A 1,892-nucleotide genomic window follows, 5' to 3' on the forward strand; every position below is an offset into this window, starting at 1 on the left:
CGCCCCCACCCACGACCCCGAGGAGGCCCGCCCGTGAGGCTGCTGACCGCCACCGGACCCGAGATCGACGACGACGCCCTGCTCGCCCTGCGCCGTGCCCCCGCCCCGGACCTGGTCCCCGGGCCGTGGGTGCGGGCCGTGTTCGTCTCCTCCCTCGACGGGGCCGCGACCCTGGACGGCCGCGCCGGGGGGCTCGGCTCGCCCGCGGACCAGCGCCAGTTCACGCTCGCCCGCACGGACGCGGACGTCGTCCTCGTCGGCGCGGGAACCGTGCGGGCCGAGGGCTACGAGGGGCCGCTCGTGGGTCCGGCCGCGCGGGCGCGCCGAGAGGAGGCGGGGCTGCCGGCCCACCCCGGCATCGCCGTCGTCAGCGGCGCCCTGGGCCTGGACCCGGACGGGGACTTCCTGCGGCAGGCGCCGGTGCGGCCGCTGATCCTCACGACGCAGACCGCCCTGGAGCGGTGCCCGGACCGCGCCGAGGCGCTCGCCGCGCGCGCCGACGTCGTGGCCTCCGGTGCCGAGGTCGTGGAGGCCCCCGCGCTGGTGGACGCTCTGACCGCGCGCGGCCACCGCGTGCTGCACTGCGAGGGCGGCCCCCGCCTGTTCGGGACCCTGGCGGCCGCGGACCTCGTGGACGAGCTCCTGCTGACCATCTCCCCGCTGCTCGCCGGCGGTGACGGCCCGCGGGTGCTCTCCGGCGGTGACGGGCCCGGCCTGCCCACCCGCCTGCGCCCCCACCACGTGCTCACCGAGGACGGCGAGCTCTACCTGCGTCTGGTCCACGAGCGCCACGCGGCCGTGCTGGCCGAGGCCCCCGGCCTGGAGGCGGACCCGGCCGACGCCGACCCCGCCCCGGGGGCGCCGTGAGCGGGACCGGGGACCGCCGCACCGCCTACGAGGTGCTGGGCGTCCCCCGGGACGCCGACGCCGAGCGGATCCGCCGCGCCTGGCGCGCCGCGGCCCGCCGCACCCACCCCGACGCCGGAGGCGACGCCCGCGACTTCCGGGCCGTCACACGCGCGTGGGAGCAGCTGGGCGACCCCGAGGCGCGCCGACGGTACGACCTCTCCCTTCCTCCCGAGCCGGCCGGGACCACCGGACGGACGGCGTCCGCGGGCCGCTCCGCGGCGCAGGCCTGGCCCCCGGCCGGGGTCCGCGAGCGCGACCGGCCCGCACCGGGGTCCGTGGTCTACGACCCGCCGCCGGGCCAGGGCGAGCACGACTCCTCCGTGCTGGACCTGGTGCGCTCCTCCCAGCGGCTGCACGGCGCGCCCCGACCGCGCGGCATCCTCCCGGACGAGCACCGCGTGGTGCGCCAGGCCCGGACCCTCGACCTGCTCGCCCGCACGCTCCCCCCGGTCCTGCCCGCGGTGCGGATCCTCACGGGGCTGCACCTGGGCGGCCGGTTCGGCCGCGGGCTGGACGTGGACCACGCGGTCCTCTGCGGCCGCCGCCTGGCCCTCGTGGGCTCCGTCCAGGTGCCCGACGGGACCTACACGTGGGACGGGGCGGACCTGCGGGCCGGGGCCCGGGGCCGCCCCGTGGCGCCCCCGCTGCTCGGCCCTGCCATGCAGGCCTGGCAGCACGCCCTCCCCCAGGTCACCGTGGGCGGCTTCGTCCTGGTGATGACGGACCGCGACGCCGTGCACTCCCCCGTGATCCGGCAGGCGCGCGGCGCCGACCGCCCCGAGGCGCAGGCGGACCTGCTCACGGCCGCGCCCGCCGCGGGCCGGGACCTGCTGCGGGAGCTCCAGCTGTTCCTGGGCTCCGGGCCCGACCCCGACGTCGTCGACCGGCGCGCGCTGGCCGTGCTCGTGCGGCACCTGCACTGATCGCGCCGACCCGCCGGGACTAGCATGGGCGGGTGCCGCAGACCCCGCCCATGCTAGTCC

At 79.7% G+C, this 1,892-nt stretch carries 2 protein-coding genes; both read left to right on the forward strand.

The window, feature by feature from the left end:
* Positions 1–33 precede the first annotated feature (33 nt).
* Positions 34–867, forward strand: a complete 834-nt coding sequence (locus tag MHY29_RS11935; RefSeq protein WP_224354575.1) for a pyrimidine reductase family protein — start codon at positions 34–36, stop codon at positions 865–867.
* Positions 864–1,832, forward strand: coding sequence for a DnaJ domain-containing protein (locus MHY29_RS12410; protein WP_224354574.1), 969 nt, complete (start codon positions 864–866; stop codon positions 1,830–1,832). Before MHY29_RS11935 ends, MHY29_RS12410 begins: the two co-directional genes overlap by 4 nt.
* The last annotated feature ends 60 nt before the right edge of the window (positions 1,833–1,892 follow it).

The sequence above is a fragment of the Micrococcus sp. ACRRV genome (genome assembly GCF_022346985.1).
Lineage (GTDB): Bacteria > Actinomycetota > Actinomycetes > Actinomycetales > Micrococcaceae > Micrococcus > Micrococcus porci.